The sequence below is a fragment of the Streptococcus sp. S784/96/1 genome (assembly GCF_902729355.1).
Taxonomy (GTDB): domain Bacteria; phylum Bacillota; class Bacilli; order Lactobacillales; family Streptococcaceae; genus Streptococcus; species Streptococcus caledonicus.
Window position 1 is genome coordinate 1 of sequence record NZ_CACVCC010000058.1, and the last position, 5,187, is coordinate 5,187.

Sequence of the window (5,187 nt, forward strand, 5' to 3'; positions counted from 1 at the left end):
CCCCCAACTACTTCCGGCGTTCTAGGACTTAACTGCTGTGTTCGGCATGGGGACAGGTGTATCTCCTAGGCTATCGTCACTTAACTATCTCTTAGTCGACATTTTGTCAACTGAAAATTGAATACCTATATTCTATCAAGAAACTAACCCGCTGTCAATACTATCTTCTTCTCTTATGACTAGGATAAGTCCTCGAGCTATTAGTATTAGTCCGCTACATGTGTCACCACACTTCCACTCCTAACCTATCTACCTGATCTTCTTTCAGGGCTCTTACTGATATAAAATCATGGGAAATCTCATCTTGAGGGAGGCTTCGCACTTAGATGCTTTCAGCGCTTATCCCTTCCATACATAGCTACCCAGCGATGCCTCTGGCGAGACAACTGGTACACCAGCGGTATGTCCACTCTGGTCCTCTCGTACTAGGAGCAGATCCTCTCAAATTTCCTACGCCCGCGACGGATAGGGACCGAACTGTCTCACGACGTTCTGAACCCAGCTCGCGTGCCGCTTTAATGGGCGAACAGCCCAACCCTTGGGACCGACTACAGCCCCAGGATGCGACGAGCCGACATCGAGGTGCCAAACCTCCCCGTCGATGTGAACTCTTGGGGGAGATAAGCCTGTTATCCCCAGGGTAGCTTTTATCCGTTGAGCGATGGCCCTTCCATACGGAACCACCGGATCACTAAGCCCGACTTTCGTCCCTGCTCGAGTTGTTGCTCTCGCAGTCAAGCTCCCTTATACCTTTACACTCTACGATTGATTTCCAACCAATCTGAGGGAACCTTTGGGCGCCTCCGTTACCTTTTAGGAGGCGACCGCCCCAGTCAAACTGCCCGTCAGACACTGTCTCCGATAGGGGTAACCTATCCGGGTTAGAGTAGCCATAACACAAGGGTAGTATCCCAACAACGCCTCATACGAAACTGGCGTCCCGTAATCAATGGCTCCTACCTATCCTGTACATGTGGTACAGATACTCAATATCAAACTGCAGTAAAGCTCCATGGGGTCTTTCCGTCCTGTCGCGGGTAACCTGCATCTTCACAGGTACTAAAATTTCACCGAGTCTCTCGTTGAGACAGTGCCCAAATCATTACGCCTTTCGTGCGGGTCGGAACTTACCCGACAAGGAATTTCGCTACCTTAGGACCGTTATAGTTACGGCCGCCGTTTACTGGGGCTTCAATTCAGATCTTCGCTTACGCTAAACCCTCCTCTTAACCTTCCAGCACCGGGCAGGCGTCACCCCCTATACATCATCTTACGATTTAGCAGAGAGCTGTGTTTTTGATAAACAGTTGCTTGGGCCTATTCACTGCGGCTGACTTTAAGTCAGCACCCCTTCTCCCGAAGTTACGGGGTCATTTTGCCGAGTTCCTTAACGAGAGTTCTCTCGATCACCTGAGGCTACTCGCCTCGACTACCTGTGTCGGTTTGCGGTACGGGTAGTGTATACTTAAACGCTAGAAGCTTTTCTTGGCAGGGTGACATCACTCACTTCGCTACTAAACTTCGCTCCCCATCACAGCTCAATGTTATAGGTATAAGCATTTGACTCATACCACACCTCACTGATTAGCCCAGCTCTTCCAGTCGCTGGGTTGAGTTAGCCTACTGCGTCCCTCCATCACTATATACACTAGTACAGGAATATCAACCTGTTGGCCATCGGATACACCTTTCGGTCTCTCCTTAGGTCCCGACTAACCCAGGGCGGACGAGCCTTCCCCTGGAAACCTTAGTCTTACGGTGGACAGGATTCTCACCTGTCTTTCGCTACTCATACCGGCATTCTCACTTCTATGCGTTCCAGCGCTCCTCACAGTACACCTTCTTCACACATAGAACGCTCTCCTACCATGACCTTTAAGGTCATCCACAGCTTCGGTAATATGTTTTAGCCCCGGTACATTTTCGGCGCAGGGTCACTCGACTAGTGAGCTATTACGCACTCTTTGAATGAATAGCTGCTTCTAAGCTAACATCCTAGTTGTCTGTGCAACCCCACATCCTTTTCCACTTAACATATATTTGGGGACCTTAGCTGGTGGTCTGGGCTGTTTCCCTTTCGACTACGGATCTTAGCACTCGCAGTCTGACTGCCGATTATATCTCATTGGCATTCGGAGTTTATCTGAGATTGGTAATCCGAGATGGACCCCTCACCCAAACAGTGCTCTACCTCCAAGAGACTTAACATCGACGCTAGCCCTAAAGCTATTTCGGAGAGAACCAGCTATCTCCAAGTTCGTTTGGAATTTCTCCGCTACCCACAAGTCATCCAAGCACTTTTCAACGTGCCCTGGTTCGGTCCTCCAGTGCGTCTTACCGCACCTTCAACCTGCTCATGGGTAGGTCACATGGTTTCGGGTCTACAACATGATACTATGCGCCCTATTAAGACTCGGTTTCCCTTCGGCTCCGTCTCTTCAACTTAACCTCGCATCATATCGTAACTCGCCGGTTCATTCTACAAAAGGCACGCTCTCACCCATTAACGGGCTCGAACTTCTTGTAGGCACACGGTTTCAGGTTCTCTTTCACTCCCCTCCCGGGGTGCTTTTCACCTTTCCCTCACGGTACTGGTTCACTATCGGTCACTAGAGAGTATTTAGGGTTGGGAGATGGTCCTCCCAGATTCCGACGAGATTTCGCGTGTCTCGCCGTACTCAGGATTCTGCTAGGGTTAAAGACTATTTCGACTACGAGGCTATTACTCTCTTTGGCCTACCTTCCCAGGTAGCTCGTCTATAATCTTGTCATCCCACATCGCAGTCCTACAACCCCGAAGAGTAAACTCTTCGGTTTGCCCTCCTGCCGTTTCGCTCGCCGCTACTAAGGCAATCGCGTTTGCTTTCTCTTCCTGCAGCTACTTAGATGTTTCAGTTCACTGCGTCTTCCTTCTCATATCCTTAACAGATATGGATACTAACCATTAGTTAGTGGGTTCCCCCATTCGGACATCTCTGGATCGGCGCTTACTTACAGCTCCCCAAAGCATTTCGTCGTTAGTCACGTCCTTCTTCGGCTTCTAGTGCCAAGGCATCCACCGTGCGCCCTTATTAACTTAACCTTATTAACCTAATTCTTCTCAAAATTAGAAAACTCATTAAATACTTACAGCGTTTTCGGTTTATTTTCTTGTTACTTTTCTTACAATTCACTTTATTGAATTGTGGAATTTGATATAGATATTCAATTTTCAATGGACAAATTTAGGATACTAAGCAACGGTCGCTTTTGCGAAACTTCTTTCCTAAAAAGTTAGTTGCGTGTTCAACTTCACTGACTATTAAGTTGTGTAGGAACAATATCCTATGGAGCCTAGCGGGATCGAACCGCTGACCTCCTGCGTGCAAAGCAGGCGCTCTCCCAGCTGAGCTAAGGCCCCACATCTGTCTCTTCCTTTGAGACCACTCAAAACTAAACAAGACGCGACAAGTGCTTCCTTTTTCCTTAGAAAGGAGGTGATCCAGCCGCACCTTCCGATACGGCTACCTTGTTACGACTTCACCCCAATCATCTATCCCACCTTAGGCGGCTGGCTCCTTAACGGTTACCTCACCGACTTCGGGTGTTACAAACTCTCGTGGTGTGACGGGCGGTGTGTACAAGGCCCGGGAACGTATTCACCGCGGCGTGCTGATCCGCGATTACTAGCGATTCCGACTTCATGTAGGCGAGTTGCAGCCTACAATCCGAACTGAGATTGGCTTTCAGAGATTTGCTTACTGTCACCAGCTTGCCTCTCGTTGTACCAACCATTGTAGCACGTGTGTAGCCCAGGTCATAAGGGGCATGATGATTTGACGTCATCCCCACCTTCCTCCGGTTTATTACCGGCAGTCTCGCTAGAGTGCCCAACTTAATGATGGCAACTAACAATAGGGGTTGCGCTCGTTGCGGGACTTAACCCAACATCTCACGACACGAGCTGACGACAACCATGCACCACCTGTCACCAGTGTTCCGAAGAAAAATCCTATCTCTAGGACGGTCACTGGGATGTCAAGACCTGGTAAGGTTCTTCGCGTTGCTTCGAATTAAACCACATGCTCCACCGCTTGTGCGGGCCCCCGTCAATTCCTTTGAGTTTCAACCTTGCGGTCGTACTCCCCAGGCGGAGTGCTTAATGCGTTAGCTCCGGCACTAAGCCCCGGAAAGGGCCTAACACCTAGCACTCATCGTTTACGGCGTGGACTACCAGGGTATCTAATCCTGTTCGCTACCCACGCTTTCGAGCCTCAGCGTCAGTTACAGACCAGAGAGCCGCTTTCGCCACCGGTGTTCCTCCATATATCTACGCATTTCACCGCTACACATGGAATTCCACTCTCCCCTTCTGCACTCAAGTCTCGCAGTTTCCAAGGCGTACATTGGTTGAGCCAATGCCTTTGACCTCAGACTTACGAAACCGCCTGCGCTCGCTTTACGCCCAATAAATCCGGACAACGCTCGGGACCTACGTATTACCGCGGCTGCTGGCACGTAGTTAGCCGTCCCTTTCTGGTAAGATACCGTCACTTGGTGAACTTTCCACTCTCACCAACATTCTTCTCTTACAACAGAGCTTTACGATCCGAAAACCTTCTTCACTCACGCGGCGTTGCTCGGTCAGGGTTCCCCCCATTGCCGAAGATTCCCTACTGCTGCCTCCCGTAGGAGTCTGGGCCGTGTCTCAGTCCCAGTGTGGCCGATCACCCTCTCAGGTCGGCTATGTATCGTCGCCTTGGTGAGCCATTACCTCACCAACTAGCTAATACAACGCAGGTCCATCTCATAGTGGAACTCTTGTTCCTTTCAAACTTCTAACATGAGTTAAAAGCTGTTATGCGGTATTAGCTATCGTTTCCAATAGTTATCCCCCGCTATCAGGTAGGTTACCTACGCGTTACTCACCCGTTCGCAACTCTTCATACTCGTACAAGTACCAGTACTCAGCGTTCTACTTGCATGTATTAGGCACGCCGCCAGCGTTCGTCCTGAGCCAGGATCAAACTCTCATTAATTATTACAGTTTGTCCGGCTAAGCCTCTCTGGCTTTTCCGTTTATTGTGTCTTTGACAGGTTACTTCCGTAACCCGCACTTGCTTCGTCTTGTTCAGTTTTCAATGGACTTCTCCTTAGAGACAACTCCTTTATTCTAGCAAATATTTCTAACGGTGTCAACTACTTTTT

General features: G+C 49.4%; 1 tRNA gene and 3 rRNA genes. All 4 read right to left on the reverse strand.

The features are described from left to right. Positions 1-84, reverse strand: a 5S ribosomal RNA gene (gene rrf / locus GZ996_RS11380); the annotation flags it as partial. Positions 85-180: 96 nt separating this feature from the next. Next, positions 181-3,082 (reverse strand): 23S ribosomal RNA (locus GZ996_RS11385). A 245-nt stretch (positions 3,083-3,327) separates the two neighbouring features. Then, positions 3,328-3,400: transfer RNA gene (locus GZ996_RS11390), tRNA-Ala, on the reverse strand. A gap of 69 nt (positions 3,401-3,469) precedes the next feature. After that, positions 3,470-5,018, reverse strand: a 16S ribosomal RNA gene (locus tag GZ996_RS11395). Positions 5,019-5,187: the final 169 nt, after the last annotated feature.